This is a genomic window from Salipiger pentaromativorans (assembly GCF_024721115.1).
Taxonomy (GTDB): Bacteria; Pseudomonadota; Alphaproteobacteria; order Rhodobacterales; family Rhodobacteraceae; genus Salipiger; species Salipiger pentaromativorans.
In genome coordinates this window covers 47,403-67,447 of record NZ_JAMDHK010000006.1, presented here as the reverse complement: position 1 = coordinate 67,447, position 20,045 = coordinate 47,403, and the positions used below count along the sequence as shown (strand labels likewise).

Here is a 20,045-nt window from a genome sequence, read left to right as displayed (position 1 = left end):
CCTGCGAGACAGGGCCCGCGACCTGTAGTTACTGCACCAGCTCTGTAATAGTCAGCTTGCCATTCACACGGTCGGCAACGAAGTTGATCTGTGCGCCTTCACTCAGCCCTTCCAGCATCGCGGGATCGGCGAGAACGAAGACCATTTTCATTGCTGGCATGTCGAGGTTTTCCAGCGGGCCATGGTCGACAGTAATCTTGTTCCACTTGGCATCGATCTTGGTCACCGTGCCCGAGGACATGGCACTATCGCTAGCAGCAATTGCAGTTCCAGCGGTCATCAGAAGGGCAGCGGCGAGCGTCAAAAATTTGGTCATGATTGGTTTCCTTTGATTTGAGATCAGTTGACAGTAAGGGCGCCGTGCATGCCGCCTTCATAGTGGCCGGGCAGCAGGCAGGCGAATTCGAAGTTGCCGGCCTTGTTGAAAGTCCAAAGGATCTCCGCCTCTTCACCTGGTTCAAGGCGCACAGCGTTAGGGTCGTCATGTTCCATCTCAGGGAACTTGGCCATCAGCTCTTTGTGTTCAGCGTTTTGTGCCATCGAATCCATCACGAACTCGTGGGTTTCCTCACCCATGTTCGTGATGCGCAGGCGCACGGTTTCACCCTCAGAAAAAGTCATTTCCGAGGAGGGTTCGAAGACGAACGGTGCGTCCTTGTCGTAGTCCTCACGCATTATCACATCGATGGTTCGCGTGGGTTCATGGCCATGCATCGCAGGCATGCCGATGGCCATTTGACCGTTGCCGTGCCCGGCGTCCGCAATTGCGAGGGCGGGAATCAGGGCCAGCCCCAATGTCAAAAGTGCAGTTTTCATGAGCGTGTTTCTCCTGTGCTCTGGCATCAGCCCTGCCGCACGCCGCCGCGCGGCGTGATCACGGTTTTCGGACTGGTGTTGTATGCATGTTCGGGCAGCTCGCCCGTCCATTCGTAGGCCTGTGTTCCGGGCGGGTTGTCGTACCAGCCAGGATCGCTGTAATCGTCGCGGTCGATGCCCTCGCGAACCTTCACCACGCTAAACATGCCACCCATTTCCAATGGGCCATGCGGCCCCCATCCGGTCATCATCGGCACGGTGTTCTCGGGGATCTCCATCGACATCTCGCCCATATCCGCCATACCCGCCGTGCCCATCGGCATGTAGCCAGGCTGCTGGCGGCGGATCATTTGGGTCAGGCGGGACTTGTCGGCGCCAATAAATGTAGGGATGTCGTGGCCCATAGCATTCATGGTGTGGTGCGACTTGTGGCAGTGGATCGCCCAGTCACCTTCGTGAATCGCGTCGAACTCGTAGGCGCGCATGGCGCCTACAGGAATGTCGATCGAGACCTCGGGCCAACGGGCACTTTCCGGCACCCAGCCTCCGTCAGTACAGGTGACCTGAAAGTCATAGCCATGCATGTGAATTGGGTGGTTGGTCATCGTCAGGTTGCCACAACGCACACGGACACGGTCCCCCTTGTTGACCACCAGAGGATCGATGTCCGGGAAGATCCGGCTGTTCCAGGTCCACATGTTGAAATTGGTCATCTCGGCCACGCGCGGGATGTAGGTCCCCGGGTCGATGTCATAGGCCGCAAGGAGGAACGCGAAATCCCGGTCCACCGGCATGAACGCCGGGTCGCGCGGATGCACGATGAAGAGCCCCATCATGCCCATGGCCATCTGTACCATCTCGTCCGCATGCGGGTGGTACATGAAGGTGCCGGACTTGATGAGGTCGAACTCGTAGACGAAGGTCTTACCCGGCGGGATGCCGGGATGCGACAAACCACCAACTCCATCCATTCCCGATGGCAGGATCAGTCCGTGCCAATGCACGCTGGTATGTTCCGGAAGACGGTTGGTTACGTAAATACGCACCCGCTCGCCTTCGACCGCTTCGATTGTGGGTCCGGTGGATTGGCCATTGTAGCCCCAGAGCCGCGCAATCATCCCGTCCGCCATAATCCTTTCAACAGGCTCTGCAACGAGGTGGAACTCCTTTACATCTCCGTTCATGCGATACGGCAAAGACCATCCGTTCAGTGTTACAACGGGGTTGTAGTCGAACCGATCCGAAGGCCTTGGGGGAACTTGTGTATAGGGGCTGTCGGTAAAGGCGGCCTCGGGCAGATCGCGAAAGCGTGTTTGCGCGGCCCCGGCGTTCGCCAGCACAGCTCCAGCGCTCGCGGTCAATCCCGCGCCCAGTAATTGACGACGGTTCATCATTCTTCGCTACCTCCGGTCAGAGTAATTGCCCCGCCCCAAATCGCCGCGGTCGCGTCTGTTTCGGCAAGCCAGTAGTCACGTTTCGCTTCTGCGGCAGAGAGGCGCGAAGCGAGCCCCTCCTGGGCATCAGCGATCAATTCAAAGGTCGAGGTCAGCATGCCGTTGTAGGACAGCAGCGCTTCGTCATCGATCTGGCGTCGCAGAGGCAAAACAGAGTCGCGCCAATGCCGCGCGATGCTATGGCGACCGGTGATGGCCCTATAGGCCATGCGTGCGTCCGAACGCGCATCGACGGCCTGCTGGGCCAGCCTGTTCGCTGCCTGCAGATAGGCCATGCGGCCACGCTTCGACACCAGCGGACCGGTGTCGTAGAGCGGGATCTCGAAATCTAGAGCAAGCGCTGGATTGGCCTCGGTTTCTCCGGCTGCACGTTCCAGGTCGAAACCAGCCACCAACTGGACGTCCGAGACCATACGGGTTTGCCCGGTCAGACGGTAGTCCAGCGCGAGCGCCTCGAGTTCCAGCTTTCCAGATGCCAGGTCTACGCGGTTTGCCAGTGCCAGCTGTTCGATATTTCCTGCAACGCGCGGGCCACCAGGCAAGGCGGGCAGCGAGTCCGGCACGAATACAGTGGTGTCGCTACCCCAAAGCCCCATCAGCCGAAGCAGTTTTTCTTTGGCCAATTGCGCCTCCAATTGGGCGGCTGCACGTTCGGCGGCAAGCTCAGCAGTAAAGGCATGCTCCCTTGCTTGATCGGCCTTGCTCATCGCGCCGGTACGGCCCAGTTGCACAGCAAGTTCGGACGCTGCCTCGGCAGTGCCCTGAGTTTGAGCGATCAGTGCAGCGGCTTCGAAAGCGCCAACCGCCTCAATCCAGGCCCGGCGGGTTTCAACGGCCAAGTCTATCGTGTCGGCGAGCGCAGCAAGTTCGGATTGTCTGAAGCGAATCTCCGCAAGTTGGGTCCGCGGTGCGGATGTTGCCACGTCGAGCAGGGAGTTGATTAATGTTGCCTCAAGTGTGCGAGTGACATCGCCAGCCAACCCGGAGATTGACACACCGATCGAGGGCACCGGCCCCATAGCCACTTCCCATAAGTCAGTTGAGGACAGACCTAGCTCAGCGAAGCTGGCTTGAAGTGCGGGACTGCTTATCAGGGCAACCTGCACTGCGGTGTCGGCGCTGACGGTCTTACCATGCACCATGGCGTGAACCCTCTTGCGCGTTTCCTCAAGGTCCGCGGCAGACAGGTTCCAGATCGGTGTGGCCCCTAGAGCCTGGCGTGCACCCGTCTCGACACTGCCAAAGCCCGCGCGATCTGGTTTTGCACGCTCAAGAACGGCAGGACTGGCGCAGGCGGACACCAGCAACATGGACCCCATGAGAAGAGGCAGTTTCATTCGCCACCCTCCCGTTGTTCATCATTCAGCATCCGCCATTCGGCCGGTTCTCCGACCGAGTAGCCCGCGTAAGCAACAACAGGCCCGGGTTGCGCAGACGCGACCACAGGCGATGTAACCGCCGCCGTAAGCGCTGGCACGGTTTCAAGTTCAGGAAGCGCCGAGCAGGCGGCCCCGAACAGCGGCAAGGATGCCGCAAGCAGAATTTTCACTTAGATTTCCTCGAAATGTCAGATGCAGATGGTCGCAGTCAAACTGCGGCTACAGGTGCATCAGGCGCGAGGAGGGCGCCGCAAACCTTCGGGTGTGGCCGAACGGACTAGGGACGCAATATCCCAGGACCGGAGGGAAACATTAGCGGACTGCTTTGTGCAACTTTCGGCACCTACGAAGTCTCCGACCACGCAGATATGTGACGCACAGTGGTCTGCTCCATGGTCGATATCTGCAGCCGGAATGTCCGTTTCATGATGGTGGCGCTCGTTTGAAGACTCCTGGGCGAGTTGTTCAACAGAGCACGAAACCATGGCTGATGCATTGGACGGCATCAGGGTCACTGCCACCAATATGGAGGCAATCTGGAGTATCCCAAAAAAGGCCCGAATCCTGTACATCATTTTTGAAGCTGTATTGCTGAAACAAAATGTCGGCAAGTCACCAAAACGTGTGGGCCAATTTTTCATACATTCTTCGTAGAAGTCTGAACAAACTGCTGAAATCCTAATCGATCAATGAATGTGCGAGCGCGGATGTCGCAAGCGGTGACGACATGATCGCCCGCTTGAAAAACATCATTGCGTTAGAGACTGACGGAGCGTTGGTCTAACGGTTGATTTCTACTGGCGGCACAAACCCGTAGTCGCTTACTCGAGAGCATTCAGGAACCTGGCGTAGTCATCACTGACCTCCCTCGCCTCAACAAAGGCGCGAGCGCGCTCGGCGTCGAGACAACGAAAGTAGTCCTGCACATCGGCAATGTAGGTCTCGAAATCGCTTCTGATCAGATCGGCGTAGGCACGCATGTCTTCTTGCGATTGAGGCAAGAACGGTCGTTCGGGAGGTACGCAGTCCGCCGCTGCGGCTACCGGCATGCTTCCAAGCAGGAACGCGAACAGCAACGGTGCGTTGCGCGCAATAAACAAGCGCAGGGCAAAACTCCTTTGCCGCCTTTAAGATTATCATTGTGTCAGCTATCACCGTTATCGGAGCAAGGCGAACTTCGTCAACACGTTATTATTGCCTTGCTATCATTAATGTTGTTTTGTATCGCTCACGGTGTTGCGACCCCGTGGGCCTGATACTGCACCCAGGCAGAACAAGGACCCAAGGGAAGGCCATGATAGAAGAAGCCCCGAATGTGGTTACAGAAGACGGACTGCGCGGCTTGCTCGCCGAGGGCTACCTCATTGAGGTGGTCTGCAAGGAGAGAGCAGAGAAGCGCCATAACAGCTGGTACGGCTCGTGGGTCATCCGCGCCGTCGCCACTGATGGGCGTGACGATAAAATGCTCGTCACCAGCCGAAGCGTCCTCAAGCTCCGCGACTTCAAAACCATCGTTGGTCTTGTCAGTTTCCTGGCCGACATGGGCTGTACGACCGCTAGCATCCCACTTGAAGAAGGTGGCCGCGAGCGCCACGCCGCGCCTCCGGTCAAAGGCAGCTGATCGCGCAACTGCGCTCGTCGTTGCTTTGGGTACAGGCGTTTGTTCCGCGCCCCCGGCCCTGGCCGACGGTTTTATCTTCTCGGTTGGCCCCGACGGCCAATTGATTTCCTCTTCTCAAGAGGCAAACGCGCGCCTTTTTCTCTTCGCAGAACCTCGCGTTCCTGACGCCACTATCGAGACAGCGATCCCGGCTCCATCTGCCGCCCGCGCCACCCCAGAAATCCTCCAAGCCATCGAGACCACGGCTCTGCGGTATGCCGGGCATGGTGCGCTGCGTCGCGCGGGGCTTTCAGTCACTGATTGGGCGCTCCTTTACCGGGCCAATATCGAAGTCGAGAGCGCATACAATCCGGCTGCACGTAGCCCTGTCGGGGCCATAGGCCTTGGCCAGCTTATGCCGGATACCGCCCGCGATCTCGGAGTGGACCCACATGACATTGCGCAGAACCTCGACGGATCAGCCCGCTATCTGCTGATGATGCTGGACCAGTTCGGCGAGGGCTCTCTGGCCCTTGCGGCCTACAACGCCGGCCCAGAGGCGGTCACACGCCACGGCGGCATCCCCCCTTTTCGAGAAACCCAAGGGCATGTGGCCCGTGTGACCGCCGTGTTTGAGCGGCTCAGAGGAGATCTTTCATGACATCGAGGAAACGTCAAAGCGTGCTCCGCACGCGGGCGATCGTCACGCTCGGCGCGACGGCCCTTATCGTGCTGGCGGGTCCAGCACTTGCACAGAGCATCGACCTCTCGCCAGTACAGACCCTGCTTCAAGGCATTGTCGATGCGATCACCGGTCCCTTGGGAATCGTGATCGGAACGCTTGCGCTGATCGGGGTGTTCCTTTCCTGGCTCTTTGGCATCCTCGACTTTCGTCAGGCGCTCTGGGTCGTGGTTGCAATCGCCGGCATCGCCGCAGCACCCACCATCGTCGCCGCCATCTGGACCACCTGAGCTCTATCCATGGCTGACCAGTCCCGCGTGTTCATCGGTCTCCTCAGGCCACCCAAGCTGATGGGCTTGCCGATCATGTACGCCATGGTCTGGCTCTTCGGCTCGACGCTTCTGTTCCTCTGGGTGCAGAGCTGGGTGGTGGCTGTGTTCGCGGGGCTGGCCTGGCCGGCGCTCTGGAAGGCCGCAGACTGGGATCCGAACTTCCTCGATGTCCTGGTGATCACACTGCAGGAAACCCCGCCCACGACGAACCGCAAGCTGCACGGAGGCGACAGCTATGCCCCGTGATGGAATTGCCGATGAGGTTGAGAACGCCATCGATCCGCTGACCGCGCTACCCGCATGGGTCAAGGGCGAGAAGCGGCTCTCAATGATGCTGCCATACGTCAGCCTTGTCACCGACCGGACGATCCGGACACGCGGCAACGAACTGATGCAGTGCATCCGCCTCGAAGGGGTGAACAGCACCACGAGCGAGGACGGGCATCTCGACCGGATTGGAGGGTTGCTGGCTGGCATCGTTGCGCAGGTGGGGACGGAGTTCTCCTTCTACCTGCACAAGGTGTCGAAAGCGGTCGATGTGACCCTGCCGCCCATCCCGGGCGAAGGGTTCGCGGCGGCCGTCGACCAGCGCTGGCGCGCGCATCTCGGTCAATCTGGCCTGCGCGACAAAACGCTGACCCTGACGGTGTTGAAGCGTCCCGAGGCGAGCAGCCGTCTGCCCTTCGGTCTGGGGGCGTCTCGCGCGCGACAAGCGGCGGACACGACCCGCCGCTTGCGCAAGCTTGACGAGGTCGTGGGGTTTCTGCTGTCGTCCTTCGACGAGCTGAAGCCCCGCCTGCTGGCCGCCAGCAGTGGCGAGCTTCTGGGCTTCCTCGGGTCGCTCAACACAGGCGAGGAACACCCGCTCTTTCCGAGGTCGCGCCTCGGCGTGATCGCCGAGGACGTGGCCAATACCCGCGCCACATTCCGCGGCACGACCATCGCGCTCTCCGACGGTGCCGTCGGCGACAAGCTCGGGGCGATCTTTGCGGTGAAGAACTACCCCGCCAAAACCGATAGCCTGATGCTCGACGAGTTGAATCTGCCCGTCGACATGGTGGTCACGCACTCTTTTGTGCCGATCAACGCCAACATCATGGCGGGCCGGATCAAGCGGCAGCTGCGGCTAATGCAGGCCGCCAATGACGGAGCCGTCAGTCTCGCCCAGGAACTGGAACTCGCGCAGGACGATCTGGAATCCAAACGCCTGATCTTCGGCGAGCACCACATGACCGTGGCCGTCTATGCCCGCACCCAGACGGCGCTTGACGACATCGCGGCCGAAATCCGCAACATCTCCGCCACTTCCGGGATCAACCTGATCTCGGAGGCCTTCGGGGCGCGGGCGCATTTCATGGCACAGCATCCCGGCAATACCGGGGCGCGAAGCCGCAAGGCCGCAATCACGAACCACAACTTCGCCGATCTCGCCACCTTTCACCGCACACCGCTCGGAAAGACTGGGCGAGAGGTGCCGTGGGGCGTGCCGATCACACTCTTCCCGACGCCAGAGCGCAGCGGTTTTCGCTTCAACTTCCACGAACAGGGCGCGCCGGATCGCGAGCCCACAGGTGGGCACACGCTGATCCTCGGCCGTCCCGGCTCCGGCAAATCCGTCCTGGCGGCTTTCCTGATGACCATGGCACGGCGGGCAGGTGCGCGGGTCTTCGTATTCGACTATCGCGCGGGCATGGAGATGGCCGTCCGCGCGCTCGGCGGCAGCTATTCGACCGTGCGGGCGGGGCGCCCCACGGGCCTCAATCCGCTCCAGACCGAGATCGACGCCCGCGGGCAGGCCTGGCTTGCCGACTGGCTTGCAAGCCTCCTCGAGCGCCGCGATCGACCGCTAACCCCGGTTCAGACCAACCGACTGCAGGAGGTCGTGCGCCAGAACGCGAGCGCAGGACATGCGGGGCTGCGGAACTGGTCGGATTTCGCCTCGCTGCTGGTCTCGACCGATGACGAAGGCGATCTCTTCGAGCGTATGCAGGAATGGACGGCCGAGGGTCGCTACGGCTGGATCTTCGGGGCCAATGCCGAGGACAGTTTCAGCATCGACGGAGACGTCGCGGGCTTTGACCTCACCGGCATCCTCGATTCCGAGAGCGAGCGGGAACGCATGGCGGTCCTGTCCTACCTCTTCCGTCGGGTCGAACGGGTGATCGAGGACCGCAAGCCCACCATCATCGTCATCGACGAGGCATGGAAAGCCCTCGACAACGCCTACTTCGCAGAGCGGCTCTCAAACTGGCTGGTGACCGCCCGCAAGCAGAACGCCGTCGTCGTGATGATGACCCAATATGCCAGCCAGCTCGAGCGCACGCGCACCGGCAAGACCATCGTGGAAGCGGTGCCGACGCAGGTGCTCTTGCCCAACATTCGTGCTTCCGCCGCTGACTACGCGATGCTCGGCCTGACCGAGAAAGAGCTCGACGTGCTTCTGGGCGTCGGCTCGGCCTCGCGGCTCGCGCTTGTACGCGACGACCGTGGTTCCGTCGTGATCGATGCCGATCTCAGCGCGCTCGGCCCGCTCGTGACCATCCTTGGCGGAATGGAGAAGGGCGAAGCGCTTGTCGGCGCCGATTATCGCGAACGTCCTGATTTCTGGAGAGTGACATGACCCGTACCATCATTCGCAGCGTCGTGCTGCTCGGGCTCGGCCTGACCCTGACAGCCTGTGCGCAGCATAACCCCCCGCAAGCCAACTGCTTCAATTTTCGCGAGGCTCCTGCGCAGGCAGGAACCGCCACCGCCACGATCTCGACCATGGGGGCGGAGGTCACGCGCCGCGACACGGCCTGCGATTTCGTCCTCTTGGGGGCGGGCGGCTGAGCCAATGCGGACCTGGCTTCCTCTCTCGATGATCGGCTTTGCACTGGCAGGTCCCACGGCGGGGCCAGCGGTCGCCCAAGGCGTGCCGACCTTCGATCTGCGCCTCTTCGCAGAGCGGCAGGCCATCCTTGAGCAGACCGATCGGGACCTGGCACTGCAGCAGGACCGGCTAAGCCGCGAGGAGGAACTGGCCGAAATCGAGCGCCAGCAACTCGCCTCCTTTGAGTCGCTGATGGATGCCATGTCGCTTGGCGCTGGAGACGTGGCCGGAACCGTGGCGGGGCTCGAGGCGGGGCAGGGGGCGGTAGACGACGTCGAAAGCGCGGCCGCCAGTCTTTATGCACCCGAGGACACCAATCCAGCGGCAGCGCGGATGTTCGGCGATGCCAGGGAGGGGATCGAGGAGCTAATCATCCGCGCAGCACGCGACACCCATAGTCTGTCCGGGGTCGGCCGCGCAGGTCTTTCGCTCGTGCAATGGCGCTGTCTCTTGCAGGCGCTGATCTGGCAGGAAAGCCGTTTCCAGATCGGGGCACGCTCACCCGTGGGTGCCTTCGGACTTACCCAGATCATGCCCGGTACCGCGGGCGATCTCGGGATCTACCCGGCCTATTACGACGATCCCTATCTGCAGGTCACCGGCGGTGCGCGATACCTCGCACAAATGCTGAACATGTTCGATGGCAACATTATCCATGCGCTCGCCGCCTATAACGCCGGGCCGGGCAATGTGCAGGATTATGGCGGTGTGCCACCCTTCGCGGAAACCCAGCATTATGTCGTGGTGATCCCGCAGCAGTACAACAGCTACCTCGCGGGCGTAGGCGGCATCGATGCGCTCGGCACCATCGACCCTGTGCTCCTCGCCAACGCGAGTTTCAGCCTCTCGGCCCATGGCGCCGGGGTCTATGGCGATTATTCGCTGGTTTCGGTCCGTGCCGCCGCCCTGCGGGTTCAGGACATCATCACCCGCATCGGTGAGACCGAGGATCTCCACGAGGCCATCGTGCTCAACACCTATGCCCGGGCCGAACTGGCCCGGCTGGTCGCAATCCGGACCCGGATCAAGGCCGCCCGAACCGAGCCACTCAGTGCCGAGCAGATCGCCTTGGCGGCGGCCCAGGCTGCCGAGCGGCAATTCATGGATTTCAGTCAGGAGGATTTGCGTTGAACCTGCGCCTGCCCCGTTCCCTTTTCGCCGGTAGCATTGCTCTCGCGCTCACCCTCAATGTCACCGGACCTGTCGCGGCACAGGGTGTGCCCACGGTGGACACTCAGAACATTGCTCAGGAAATCCGCCAGCTTCAACAGATGCTGCAGGATTTCGGGATCCAGACCGATCTTCTGGACAATGCGTTGGAGCAACTGGACATGCTGCAAAGCCAGCTCGATCAGCTGAACGAGATGTATGCCTCGCTCACCGGGCCGCGCAGCATCCTCGGGCTTGCCATGGGCGGGGACCTCGACACCTTGCTTGAGGCCAACTTCGAAGACATCCCCGGCCTGATCCGCGGCATCCAGGCGGGCGATTGGAGCGCGCTCATCGGGCCCAATGCCGGGCCCATGCGCACGCAGATGGAACAGGCGCTGGCAAGTGCCGGGTTCGACGAGGATTCTCTCCGCGAAATCGCCACCAGCGGCAATCCGGGCGCCGAAGGCGTGGCCACGCGGGCAACCACAGGTGCTGTGATGTCGGCGGCGGCGCAGAACAGCCACGCAGAGGCGGAACAGTCGCTCGAACGGGTGGAACGTCTGGTCGAGATGATCCCGGACATGGAAGATCTCAAAGCCTCGATGGATCATAACACACGCGTCACGGCGGAACTCGCCATCGCCATGACCCGGATGTGGGAGCTGGAAGCGATCCAGACCCTCGGCGCAGGCAATGCAGGCGTGGTTGATGCCGCCACCGTCGCCGAAGAGCGCCGCTACATGGACTTCACCTTGCCGGATCTTGAGCCATGAGTGGGGCAGGCGTGATGACTGCGCGCGAACTCGTGGAAGAGGAACTTGTTTACGGTGCCCTGCGCCGTGAACAGCTTTGGCGAGTGATCGGCCTTTCCGGGGCGGGCTTTGGCGTATTCGGCTGTTTGACGGCTGCGGCTGTCGCGCTGATGATCGAAACGCCGCCTCCCGTGGTTGTGCCCTACGATCCCGCGACCGGGATGGCGCTCCCCAATGCCACGGTTGAAACCGTGTCGCTTTCCGAACGGCCTGCCGTGATCGAAGCGCAAATCTACCGCTACATTCTCGACCGCGAGACCTACAACCAGCTCGACAACGATCTTCGTGTCCACCGTGTCCTCGCACAGTCTTCCGGGTCGGCCGAGGCCAACATGCGCGCGATGTGGACATCGGGTCAGGAGAGCTATCCGCCGACGCGTTACGGGGCTGCGGCCGAGATGGCCGTTGAGATCGCATCGATCACCCTTATTGGCGAGAACCGCGCCCAGGTGCGGCTCAGAAAGCGCCTGACCAGCCCTCAGGGGGTACAGGATGGATCGTTCACTGCCACGTTGATGTACGAATTCCGGCCCGAGCGGACCCGCGCGATCGACGATGTCTGGCAAAACCCTTTCGGATTCACCGTCACCCAATATGCTATCCGATCGGACCGTTCTGAATGACCCGCACTCCAATCTCTGCGCTGCTGGCCGCCAGTATTCTCGCGTTCGCGGGAACGACTGCTTTGGCCGAAACTACGCCCCGTCCAGGTTCTCATGACAATCGCGTGCGCGTCGCGACCTGGACTGAAGGCCAGGTTTACCGTGTCGTCACGACTCTGACCCGCGTCACCACAGTCGAATTCGGTGAGGGTGAAACCATCCGCTCGATCATCGCCGGCGATACGGTCGGGTTTCAATTCGACGGTGTCCCGGGTGGCCGTGCCTTCGCCATCAAGCCAACAGCATCTGGCGTCGCCACCAACATCACCGTCTACACCAACCGTCGCTCCTACTACTTCCATGTCGTCGAAGCCCGGGAGACGCCGCATTATGTCGTACAGTTCCGCTATCCTGAAAACCGCGTGCAACCCACCAGGGCGGTTGCGGCCGATGCGCCGAACGCGAACTATGCGGTCAGCGCCCGAGAAGAGTTCACGCCGACGGCCATCTGGGATGATGGTACCTTCACGTATTTCCGGTTCGCACGGAATGCGCCGGTGCCCGCCATCTTCCGATATTCGAACGGCAGGGAACGCGCGGTGAACAGCCAGGCCTTGAGTGACGGCGTCATCCGCGTGTCCGGCGTCGACCGACAATGGGTCCTTCGCCTTGGCGAAGAGGTGGTTTGCGTCCAGGACGCAGGACAGGCCACATCATGACCGAAGGTACGGAAGACCTCGCCCCGCGCCTCGCGGCTCTCGAAGGTTCGACAGGCAAAGCGAAGGCAAACAAGCGGCCTGCACCGCTTGCCGCGATCCTTGGAGTCGTCGGCATCGCCGCAGCAGGTGGTCTGGCGTGGGCTGCGCTACAGCCGTCGGCAGAAGCACCAATGGCGACCGCCGCGCCGGAAGAGTTCCAGAGCAGCGGCCCCGGATTCGGAGATCTGGCGCCGATTTCTACCCCGGAGCCCAGCCAAGCCCCCCCTGCGGACACAGGTCCGAGCGAGTCTGAACTCGCGCTGATGGAAAGTCTTGCGACATTGAGAGCGGAACTCGAGGAACTGCGCGCAAGACCGGCCGAGGCCGCGGATAGCGGGGCGGAGCAGGCTATTGCGGACCTGACGGCGCAAATTGCCACCTTACAGGAAGCATCCGCCGAGGCGCAGCGTGCCCTCGAGCGGCAGCTGAACGAGCGGGATCGCGAATTGGATCAGCTCCGCATGGACTTGGAGCTTGCACGGCTTGTACCACCAGAGCCGACCTCATTGGGACCAAGTGAAGAAGAATTGCGGCTGGCCGAACTCGAAAGGCGGCGCGCAGACGAAGCCGAGGCCCGCGCAGAGCGCATCGCGTCTCCTATGATCGCGTTCTCCGGGATGGGCGCGGGTGCGGATAGGGAGAACACGCTGGAAGCCGCACGTTTGAATGCAGATGAAGCCTTTGTTCGTTCGGGCGCGCAACCTGCACAGGTGACACGTGCCGAAGTGATCGCGAACCCATCGAACACGGTTGTTCAGGGCACCATGATTCAGGCTGTGACAGAGACGGCCCTCGACAGCACACTGCCCGGCGCGATCCGCGCCATCGTCTCGGAAGACGTCCATTCTTTCGATGGAACGCGTATCCTGATCCCGCGCGGCGCGCGGCTGATCGGGCGCTACCGCTCCGATGTCGCACTCGCCCAATCGCGCGTCATGGTGGCATGGGACCGGATCATCTTGCCCGATAATCAGACCGTGCAGATCAGCGCCTTCGGTGGAGACGAACTCGGCCGTACTGGCACCACCGGGTTTGTCGACACCCGTTTCGCGCAACGCTTCGGCTCCGCCGCGCTGATCTCCTTGATCGGCGCCCTGCCTGCGGCTGCAGCGGGTCAAATCGACAGCGAGGCGGCGGCCGATGTTGCGAGTGATGTCGGCACCGACCTGCGCGATAGCACGCAAAGCGTGATGCAGGACTATCTGGCGATCCGGCCAGTGATACATGTCGATCAGGGTACACGGATCACGGTCATGGTTGATCGTGACCTCGAGATTTTCTGACATGGCTGCAAGTTATCTGGAAGCGTCGCTCGACCGTTTCGGCCCCGAGGTCCTGCGCGACGACACGATCGAGATCTGCATCAATCCCGACGGACAAGTCTGGGGCGAATTCCAGGGCGACCACTTCATGCGAGGTCTCGGCAGCCCGCTGAGCCAGACCGAGATCAAGGACCTCGGCAACCAGATCGCCTCCGCCGCCTCGACCACGCTAAGCACCAAGAAGCCTATCGTCTCGGTCTCGATCCTATATCGAGATCGCCCGATCCGCGCGCAGGTGATCCAGCCGCCGGCAGTCGAGGGCGGGTTTTCAATATCACTGCGGTTTTTCTCCTCCCTGCCGCTAGAGGCGATCCGGCTCGGATTTCTCTATGGCAAGGAGCGCAGCCTCGAAGGCCTGCGCCGCGAACGTAACGCCGCACTGCGCGATGTGGTGACATCCGGCGACATCGGCGCCGCGCTGCGGTTTTGCGTCGAGAACAAGCTCAACATGATCGTCTCGGGTGGCACGTCGACCGGCAAGACGGTTGCGGCGCGCAAGATCCTTTCGCTGATTCCGCCCGAAGAGCGGATCATCACCATCGAGGAGGCGGCCGAGCTGCGCCCCGAGCAGCCCAATGCCGTGACGTTGATCGCGGACCGGGACACGGATGCCCGCAGTGCCGATGTGCTCTTGGCCTCAACGCTTCGCATGCGACCCGACCGGATTGTCCTAGGCGAAGTCCGCGGTCGCGAGGCGATGACGTTTCTCGAGGCAATCAATACCGGCCACGGTGGATCGCTGACTACGCTCCATGCCGAGACCCCACAACTTGCTGTTCGTCGCCTCGCCATCGCTGCCCTGAAAACGGATGTGCCGATGACCTATGCCGACATGATCGATTATATTGAGGGCTCGATCGACGTGATCATTCAGGCAGGCCGCCATGAAGGCGCGCGCGGAATCACCGAGTTCTTCCTGCCGGGTCAAACCACAGATTTGAACCTCGACACGGTCGACGGCAGAGGCAACAAGAGCCCCTCCGTTGCCGCTGAGTAAAAAAGGACCCCCCAGATGCGAAAACCAATCCTCGCAGTCACGCTTGCCGCCCTTGCGGGCCCCCTTGTGGCGCAGACTTCGCCTCAGGTTTCAAACGATCTCACAGTCGATATGTCGCCTCAACAATACCGGATCTGCAACGATCGTCCGGCGCGACCGACTTGGATGGACGAAATCAATCCGCGTGAAGCTTACAAGGTAGCAGCTTTGATGGAGTTGTACGAAATTCGGGCCTGGGAGGAGATCGCTGAATCTGGCGACTGCAGCTGTGAAACCCGCTTTCCCGCTTGGGATAGCTCCGATGGCGAATATCATGAAAAGTATGCAGGCCTTAGCCAAGCCGAGCATTCAGCGTTTCGCCGCGACTGGATTGAAGTAAGGAAGCAACTCGAGCCGAGCGTGCGTACAATCTGCGAAGCTCAAGGCAACTGGTAATGGGCGTCGTCAGCTGGATGGTCGGAACGGCAGACGCGTTCCTTGTCGATGCGGCTGAGTCCCAGTTCGGGGCCGTGGCAAGCAATACCGGCACGATCGTCCTGCTGATGGTCACGCTTTCGCTGATCGGCGTCTGCATCAACATGGCATTCCAGTTCCGCAGCATGGATGGGGCCAGCTTCTTCTGGTACCTGATCAAGCTGACCCTTATCGGTCTATTCGCCTTCAATTGGGCAAACTTCAATGCAGTAGCAAACGCAGTCATTGGAGGCTTGGACTACGTCGCTGGCGCACTGGTGTCTTCGGTTGGCGGCGGCGGAGCCGGAGCCACACACTTTGCCGGCGAATTCGACATCCTGATCGAAAAATTCAGCCAGTACCTGAATGCCATCGGCAGCAACCTGAACTGGATGACGGGCGCGATCCTAGGCGGTATCGGGCTTATTCTTTTGAGCCTCCTTGGCTTCATGACCGGCATCATCCTCATATTCGCCAAGATGATGCTGACCCTCATGCTCGGCCTTGCTCCGATCATGATCGCATTGTCGCTCTTCGACGCGACCAAAGATTTCTTCCATAGGTGGGTCTCGACGACGGTCAGCTATGCCTTCTACCCCATCGTCATCGCAGCCATGTTTTCGACCGTCGTCGGCATGGCGAATTCGCTGCTCGCCCAGCTCGGTGATCCGAACTCGGCAACCAACATCGGATCGCTCGTGCCGTTCTTCGTCATGGTTTTCCTGGCCAAAGGATTTGTAGCAGCAACACCCCTGATCGTTCGCGGCATCTCGGGAAACCTAATGGTGGTGGCGGCACCGGCGATCGTCAGCGGGTCCGCCGGGGTGCTGCGAGGGCTGGCTAACACATCTGGTGTGCAGGGCAGGGCGCGGATCGGGGCGCTCACGACGGGTGAGGCGATTGGACGTGGAACTGTGCAGGCTCCTGCTGCGGTAAAAAGCGCCGCGGCGACCGCGAGCGCACAGGTGGTCAGGATGGCGGAGAGAGCAAAGCGATTAGGGCAATAGCGCCAAGCACAGCTTGTCTGTACGAGTTTGGTTTCGGCGCAAAGTGCACAAATCGTACAATCTACCAAACCAAATGGAGGGACATAGGCGGCGCCATGTTCTTAACAGGATGCGAATAGTGACCTTTTCGAATCCGACACCGAACTGAAAACGCTGCAAGGTTAGCTGTCCCCAATTTCTACATCGATCTCAGTGTCGATGACTGCAGCTTCCACGAACGTTCCGAGTTCGTCTCGGAGTTCGTTATAAACATCGTCGTTTTCATCACCCGTACCGATCGAAAGAACGAAGACCGTATCCAGCGGGGGCACTTCGTCGGCATTGTTCATTCCGTAGAGGTAGAGATCGCGGCTGAAGAGGCGGGCATAGACACGCAGGTTTTCACCATCAAACTGGACGCCGCGCGCGAAAGATTTCTTGTGGTGACGCACGGGCGACCATTTGTGGTCCAATTCTCGCGCTTGCTGTTCGGTCAGGCGCTCTTTTTCAAGTGACCCGAGCAAGTTATGAAATTTTGCATCGCCGTTCGAGGTTACGCCGCGCTCGAATTGTAACGCGGCTTCCAAACGCGCGCTGAAGTAGTTCATCCCAGCAATCTCGGAAACCATAGGATGCGGGTTAAGGATGGCAGTGAGCGCTCCGGCACCCTTCAGCTTACCTGTCTTGCGAAGCGAGGCGGGGATCGGAAGCTCCCAATAGAACGCCGCGCCTGGCCGGAGCTGCGCTGTCCATTGTAGCGTGACAAATCCTGGCCGACATTCCCACGGCAACGGATCGACCGCGGGTGTTCCGAACCCCAATTTGGCATCAAAAGCGTCCCGATCCGCATTGTGCAAAAGCAGTGCTTTGACCAAATCAGGTGAGGCGTCCCGAAGCCGCGCCATAGTATGTGCCGCCACCGGAGAGGTCAGTGCTGTGGAGAAGCTCGATCCTTCGGTAACGGTGCCGCCGATCACCCGCACCTTCGAGAAATTGGTTAGATCAGGCTTCAGCATACAGGAGGGACCGGGGCCGCTCAGGCTAACTCCACACTCTCCGGCGGGATTTCCGTTGGCATCATGCTGCCGGCCCCCAACCGTGATCGCGGCTTCGCAATCGGCAGGCGGTTGGATGTGGCCGCCGGGCTTGTTCCCGATCGAAATGATCGGCAGTACCTCGTGCTTGCGTGCCAGCATTGCAATGTCATGCGACAGAGAATTTACGCCATCGAGTGGGCAATCCTCTTTGATGTTCAGCGAGAAATTCCAGACTCGCGTGTTCGACGCCGCCCCCATCAACCCATCGAGATAGGCGACAAGGTTTTGCGGATCGACAAAGATGGACGAGCCATGTTTCGGGACAGCTTGTACCGTCCCGACCTGGCAATAAAGCGGCGGGAGCGCCAGATTGTTGTTCCAGTCGTGACCTTGCACAATCAGCGAAGTGACTTGGTTGCCGTGCTTCGTGTCAGCATGGACGTCAGCGATAAATGCCGGTGCCCGCCACGCTTCGGCCGATTTGTAGGAATTAGCCGTCAACCCCCCGTCCACCACCCCAACGATCGGCAGGCCCGACATGTCGGCGGGCAAAGGGCGGTTTGGTTCCGCCCCATCTCCTGGCGCCGTGCTGGTGATCGGGCTCACGGGGTCGATCCTGAAAACGGTGCCGGATGCTAAGAGTTGCCCTAGTGCCGCTTGAGACGGAATAATGACTGTCGCGCGAGCGTGACCCCGCTGCCGGTAGTCACGCATCGCAAGCGCGATGCGATCTCCTTCACTGGCCGCAGCCTGCAAGCTTCGGCGCATGACGGCAGGAACACTGCTATCAAGGGCGCCGCGAATGTCTTCTAGTAGCGGCCGCGGGGACAAGATGGCGTTGTCACGCAGCCCCGCCACCTTTTGGATAAGATGTTCACCCGCTTCCCTGCTTCGCAGTGGCATCAGCCAGGTGATAAAGGCGCGGCCGTCCTCGGCTTCGGGGGCTGCATCCCACAAGGCACTCAGTTCCCGCCCACCGCGGGCATTCTCTTCGCTGAAGAACCGCGCGCTCTGCACCCGTGAGATGTCCACCAGTTCTTTTATCCGGGTTGTGCGTTCGATCTGCTCCGCGAGCCTCACCAACTGATCAGCTTGAAACTCGATGAGGTAGCCTGTGCGATGTGGGGCGATAAGGCGCGCACCATGAATAGGATGGAAAAGATCATCGGGAGTATATGACGGCGCAAGCGAGTCTTCGAACATACCAGCGTATACAACGACTTGACCGCTGAAGCTCGGCTGACTGACCACGGTCTCGGCCATTGTTCGGAAGGCTTGTGCCAAAGCCTCACGCTGCTCATCCAGCCGGTTTCCAATAATGCTATCGGCGGACTTTCCGCCGCCAGTCACGCGTTTGGGCTTCGGGTCTTGCGTGAAGCGCAAAACCGGATTCAGTAGGGGGCGCCGCGGAGAGTCAGCCATCCTGCACCTCTTTCAGATACCTATTCACCATTTGGCGGCTGACGCCGATGATCCGGGCAATCTCAGCTTGGCTGATCCCACCTTTGTCGCTGAGAAAACTACTCAAGGTTCTTTTGGCTTGAGCGTCCAAATCATCGTTACCAATCAAGCGCGCGCTGCCCGATCTCGATCCCGAGACCGCAAGAAGAATTTTGGCTAGGGCAGGTTCCACCCCAGAGAGGATCGCACGTCGCCGTGCAGCAAGACCGATGTTCTCTATATCAGCGCCATTGAGTCCATCCGAAACCAGCGCGAGCAGTGTCGCTTCATCTCGACGCGCTTCTTGTCCCTCATAGAGAAAGTGCAGCCACAGGCTTTCACGTACGTCGCGGTCAGGCAGGCTAATTTCTGCCTTGTACGGGAAGCGCCGCCATATTGCGGGATCAAGAAGATGAGGGTGGTTTGTGGCTGCGATCGTTACGACATCATCAGTCAGAGAATCCAATCCCTGAAGTACGGTGTTAACGACGCGCTTCAGCTCACCCAGTTCGTGGCGATCATCTCTGACTTTGGCAATCGCATCCATCTCGTCGAGGAAAAGCACTGCCTTCTTAGCAGGTACATACTCGAACACGCCCCGGATGTTCTTGGCTGTCTCACCAAGACGGGAGGAGATCAATGAGTCCAGCCGAGCGATGTAAAATGGACGCCCGAGTGATGCGGCGACATGCCCCGCCAGAAGGCTCTTCCCCGTGCCAGGCGGGCCATAAAGCAACAACCCGAGGCGCGCAGACACACCTTTCTCACTGAGGAGATCGATATGCTTCGCGTCATCAATAAACTGCGAAATCGTGGCGCCAGGTTCACCGTTGAGCATAATCGGAGTCGTGGGCCACTGACCTTCTTCGAGCAACGGCAATCGCGACGCAGCATCGCGTGGCAAAGCTTCGGCATAACCCGACGCTTGAAGCGGAACCCCACGCTTTCGCAGGATCGCTTGTATTGCCTTAGCTCCGTCATGGTCATTCTGCTTCGCAAGTTGTTTCGCGAACTCATTGCCAATACGTCGAAGGGAGGTGTAATCCGCTGACATGGCGGCTTCGAGGAGCCGGTTAATTAGAGATTTGTCAACTTCCACTGGCCTCACCCGCGCTGTGTTTGAATTTTTGTAAACCGAATTTGTCTATTTGTCAACCTATAACTGCAGAGAAACGGCTTGCTAGAGATCATCGTCAACCCAGAGGGCTGGCGCTTGCTGAATTCATGTCAAATGACGTCAATCGCCACTCCGAACACCATCGATAGATGTTAGAAAACCAGTTTTTGAACCGATCACCCGTGCTCTTTGATGATTGCGCGTGTCGTCTGAACAGCAGCCTCAAACTCTGAC

At 60.3% G+C, this 20,045-nt stretch carries 22 protein-coding genes; 14 read left to right on the top strand and 8 right to left on the bottom strand.

The window, feature by feature from the left end; genetic code table 11:
- Positions 1–28: 28 nt before the first annotated feature.
- The 6 genes from M4578_RS11715 to M4578_RS11690 all read right to left on the bottom strand — a co-directional run bounded on the left by M4578_RS11715 (position 29) and on the right by M4578_RS11690 (position 4,749).
- Positions 29–316: a copper-binding protein gene (locus M4578_RS11715; protein ID WP_009574142.1), complete on the bottom strand. Its 288-nt coding sequence runs from the start codon at positions 314–316 to the stop codon at positions 29–31.
- Positions 317–339: 23 nt separating this feature from the next.
- Positions 340–816 carry a cupredoxin domain-containing protein gene (locus tag M4578_RS11710; protein WP_009574143.1) on the bottom strand — a complete coding sequence of 159 codons (477 nt, stop codon included), beginning with the start codon at positions 814–816 and terminating at the stop codon, positions 340–342.
- Between the two features lie 26 nt (positions 817–842).
- Complete coding sequence (locus M4578_RS11705) at positions 843–2,210, bottom strand: multicopper oxidase family protein (protein WP_038147513.1); 1,368 nt, start codon at positions 2,208–2,210, stop codon at positions 843–845.
- A complete protein-coding gene (locus tag M4578_RS11700) occupies positions 2,207–3,607 on the bottom strand; it encodes a TolC family protein (protein WP_009574145.1) in 1,401 nt (466 codons plus the stop codon). The genes M4578_RS11705 and M4578_RS11700 overlap by 4 nt, the downstream gene beginning before the upstream one ends.
- Entirely contained in the window at positions 3,604–3,819 is a 216-nt protein-coding gene (locus tag M4578_RS11695) for a hypothetical protein (protein WP_009574146.1), read from the bottom strand. The genes M4578_RS11700 and M4578_RS11695 overlap by 4 nt, the downstream gene beginning before the upstream one ends.
- Positions 3,820–4,470: 651 nt before the next feature.
- Positions 4,471–4,749, bottom strand: a complete 279-nt coding sequence (locus M4578_RS11690) for a hypothetical protein (RefSeq protein WP_370233008.1) — start codon at positions 4,747–4,749, stop codon at positions 4,471–4,473.
- Between the two features lie 194 nt (positions 4,750–4,943).
- Here M4578_RS11690 and M4578_RS11685 point away from each other — a divergent pair, with 194 nt between their 5' ends.
- From M4578_RS11685 to M4578_RS11620, 14 genes are read left to right on the top strand one after another with little or no spacing between them, the layout of a single operon-like run.
- Entirely contained in the window at positions 4,944–5,270 is a 327-nt protein-coding gene (locus M4578_RS11685; protein WP_010138156.1) for a hypothetical protein, read from the top strand.
- Positions 5,227–5,910, top strand: coding sequence for a lytic transglycosylase domain-containing protein (locus M4578_RS11680; protein WP_258093607.1), 684 nt, complete (start codon positions 5,227–5,229; stop codon positions 5,908–5,910). The genes M4578_RS11685 and M4578_RS11680 overlap by 44 nt, the downstream gene beginning before the upstream one ends.
- Positions 5,907–6,221, top strand: coding sequence for a TrbC/VirB2 family protein (locus M4578_RS11675; protein WP_057796686.1), 315 nt, complete (start codon positions 5,907–5,909; stop codon positions 6,219–6,221). Before M4578_RS11680 ends, M4578_RS11675 begins: the two co-directional genes overlap by 4 nt.
- 9 nt (positions 6,222–6,230) lie before the next feature.
- The gene (locus M4578_RS11670) at positions 6,231–6,509 is read left to right on the top strand and encodes a VirB3 family type IV secretion system protein (RefSeq protein ID WP_009574151.1); all 279 of its coding nucleotides are present in this window, start codon (positions 6,231–6,233) and stop codon (positions 6,507–6,509) included.
- The gene (locus M4578_RS11665) at positions 6,499–8,883 is read left to right on the top strand and encodes a VirB4 family type IV secretion/conjugal transfer ATPase (protein ID WP_258093564.1); all 2,385 of its coding nucleotides are present in this window, start codon (positions 6,499–6,501) and stop codon (positions 8,881–8,883) included. Before M4578_RS11670 ends, M4578_RS11665 begins: the two co-directional genes overlap by 11 nt.
- The gene (locus M4578_RS11660; protein ID WP_028095514.1) at positions 8,880–9,095 is read left to right on the top strand and encodes a hypothetical protein; all 216 of its coding nucleotides are present in this window, start codon (positions 8,880–8,882) and stop codon (positions 9,093–9,095) included. Before M4578_RS11665 ends, M4578_RS11660 begins: the two co-directional genes overlap by 4 nt.
- A gap of 4 nt (positions 9,096–9,099) precedes the next feature.
- Positions 9,100–10,266, top strand: a complete 1,167-nt coding sequence (locus tag M4578_RS11655; protein WP_258093563.1) for a lytic transglycosylase domain-containing protein — start codon at positions 9,100–9,102, stop codon at positions 10,264–10,266.
- A complete protein-coding gene (locus M4578_RS11650; RefSeq protein ID WP_057796681.1) occupies positions 10,263–11,060 on the top strand; it encodes a type IV secretion system protein in 798 nt (265 codons plus the stop codon). Before M4578_RS11655 ends, M4578_RS11650 begins: the two co-directional genes overlap by 4 nt.
- A gap of 14 nt (positions 11,061–11,074) precedes the next feature.
- Positions 11,075–11,722, top strand: a complete 648-nt coding sequence (locus M4578_RS11645; protein ID WP_076367416.1) for a VirB8 family type IV secretion system protein — start codon at positions 11,075–11,077, stop codon at positions 11,720–11,722.
- Positions 11,719–12,420 (top strand): TrbG/VirB9 family P-type conjugative transfer protein, encoded by a 702-nt coding sequence (locus tag M4578_RS11640; protein WP_258093562.1) that lies wholly within the window; start codon positions 11,719–11,721, stop codon positions 12,418–12,420. Before M4578_RS11645 ends, M4578_RS11640 begins: the two co-directional genes overlap by 4 nt.
- Positions 12,417–13,742 carry a TraB/TrbI/VirB10 family type IV secretion system protein gene (locus M4578_RS11635; RefSeq protein WP_258093561.1) on the top strand — a complete coding sequence of 442 codons (1,326 nt, stop codon included), beginning with the start codon at positions 12,417–12,419 and terminating at the stop codon, positions 13,740–13,742. Before M4578_RS11640 ends, M4578_RS11635 begins: the two co-directional genes overlap by 4 nt.
- 1 nt (position 13,743) lies before the next feature.
- The gene (locus tag M4578_RS11630) at positions 13,744–14,778 is read left to right on the top strand and encodes an ATPase, T2SS/T4P/T4SS family (protein ID WP_009574167.1); all 1,035 of its coding nucleotides are present in this window, start codon (positions 13,744–13,746) and stop codon (positions 14,776–14,778) included.
- A gap of 15 nt (positions 14,779–14,793) precedes the next feature.
- Entirely contained in the window at positions 14,794–15,213 is a 420-nt protein-coding gene (locus tag M4578_RS11625; protein ID WP_258093560.1) for a hypothetical protein, read from the top strand.
- Positions 15,213–16,238, top strand: coding sequence for a TrbL/VirB6 family protein (locus M4578_RS11620; RefSeq protein ID WP_258093559.1), 1,026 nt, complete (start codon positions 15,213–15,215; stop codon positions 16,236–16,238). Before M4578_RS11625 ends, M4578_RS11620 begins: the two co-directional genes overlap by 1 nt.
- A gap of 161 nt (positions 16,239–16,399) precedes the next feature.
- On the opposite strand, the gene M4578_RS11615 is transcribed toward M4578_RS11620, so the two are convergent.
- Together M4578_RS11615 and M4578_RS11610 are read right to left on the bottom strand one after the other, a co-directional pair.
- Positions 16,400–18,676, bottom strand: a complete 2,277-nt coding sequence (locus tag M4578_RS11615) for a S8 family peptidase (RefSeq protein ID WP_258093558.1) — start codon at positions 18,674–18,676, stop codon at positions 16,400–16,402.
- Positions 18,669–19,793 carry an AAA family ATPase gene (locus M4578_RS11610; protein ID WP_258093557.1) on the bottom strand — a complete coding sequence of 375 codons (1,125 nt, stop codon included), beginning with the start codon at positions 19,791–19,793 and terminating at the stop codon, positions 18,669–18,671. The genes M4578_RS11615 and M4578_RS11610 overlap by 8 nt, the downstream gene beginning before the upstream one ends.
- Positions 19,794–20,045: the final 252 nt, after the last annotated feature.

Coding starts and splice junctions, on each gene's coding strand:
- M4578_RS11620 (WP_258093559.1), top strand. CDS start 15,213: ATGGGCGTCGTCAGCTGGATGGTCGGAACGGCAGACGCGTTCCTTGTC.
- M4578_RS11660 (WP_028095514.1), top strand. CDS start 8,880: ATGACCCGTACCATCATTCGCAGCGTCGTGCTGCTCGGGCTCGGCCTG.
- M4578_RS11645 (WP_076367416.1), top strand. CDS start 11,075: ATGACTGCGCGCGAACTCGTGGAAGAGGAACTTGTTTACGGTGCCCTG.
- M4578_RS11710 (WP_009574143.1), bottom strand. CDS start 816: ATGAAAACTGCACTTTTGACATTGGGGCTGGCCCTGATTCCCGCCCTC.
- M4578_RS11705 (WP_038147513.1), bottom strand. CDS start 2,210: ATGATGAACCGTCGTCAATTACTGGGCGCGGGATTGACCGCGAGCGCT.
- M4578_RS11625 (WP_258093560.1), top strand. CDS start 14,794: ATGCGAAAACCAATCCTCGCAGTCACGCTTGCCGCCCTTGCGGGCCCC.
- M4578_RS11640 (WP_258093562.1), top strand. CDS start 11,719: ATGACCCGCACTCCAATCTCTGCGCTGCTGGCCGCCAGTATTCTCGCG.
- M4578_RS11665 (WP_258093564.1), top strand. CDS start 6,499: ATGCCCCGTGATGGAATTGCCGATGAGGTTGAGAACGCCATCGATCCG.
- M4578_RS11630 (WP_009574167.1), top strand. CDS start 13,744: ATGGCTGCAAGTTATCTGGAAGCGTCGCTCGACCGTTTCGGCCCCGAG.
- M4578_RS11685 (WP_010138156.1), top strand. CDS start 4,944: ATGATAGAAGAAGCCCCGAATGTGGTTACAGAAGACGGACTGCGCGGC.
- M4578_RS11670 (WP_009574151.1), top strand. CDS start 6,231: ATGGCTGACCAGTCCCGCGTGTTCATCGGTCTCCTCAGGCCACCCAAG.
- M4578_RS11655 (WP_258093563.1), top strand. CDS start 9,100: ATGCGGACCTGGCTTCCTCTCTCGATGATCGGCTTTGCACTGGCAGGT.
- M4578_RS11635 (WP_258093561.1), top strand. CDS start 12,417: ATGACCGAAGGTACGGAAGACCTCGCCCCGCGCCTCGCGGCTCTCGAA.
- M4578_RS11700 (WP_009574145.1), bottom strand. CDS start 3,607: ATGAAACTGCCTCTTCTCATGGGGTCCATGTTGCTGGTGTCCGCCTGC.
- M4578_RS11715 (WP_009574142.1), bottom strand. CDS start 316: ATGACCAAATTTTTGACGCTCGCCGCTGCCCTTCTGATGACCGCTGGA.
- M4578_RS11675 (WP_057796686.1), top strand. CDS start 5,907: ATGACATCGAGGAAACGTCAAAGCGTGCTCCGCACGCGGGCGATCGTC.
- M4578_RS11615 (WP_258093558.1), bottom strand. CDS start 18,676: ATGGCTGACTCTCCGCGGCGCCCCCTACTGAATCCGGTTTTGCGCTTC.